This is a genomic window from Alkalihalophilus lindianensis (genome assembly GCF_032843265.1).
Taxonomy (GTDB): domain Bacteria; phylum Bacillota; class Bacilli; order Bacillales; family Bacillaceae_D; genus Alkalihalophilus; species Alkalihalophilus lindianensis.
In genome coordinates this window covers 1-233 of the sequence record NZ_JAWJBA010001095.1, presented here as the reverse complement: position 1 = coordinate 233, position 233 = coordinate 1, and the positions used below count along the sequence as shown (strand labels likewise).

Annotated in this window: 1 protein-coding gene; it reads right to left on the bottom strand. The window is 44.2% G+C overall.

Annotated elements, in window-relative coordinates; genetic code table 11:
* The coding region (locus RYX56_RS25480; RefSeq protein ID WP_317124534.1) for a 5'-nucleotidase C-terminal domain-containing protein at nucleotides 1–233 on the bottom strand (233 nt) is incomplete at both ends.

Here is a 233-nt window from a genome sequence, read left to right as displayed (position 1 = left end):
GCAGTGTTTTATCCATTGACTCCCTTAACACCTTTGTTAATTCCTCTCCCGTTAGTTCGACTACACATGGATTAATGGGATGCGGACAAATCGATAATACATCGTATTCCGTTACAGTCCCTGATAATGGACCTAACAGGAGGCCTGCATTGATCATGGCGCAATCTGCCCGGCACCATTCTCTTAGTGCCTGACATAACAGAAGTGATAGTTCTGTTTCCTGAAAGAGGTTA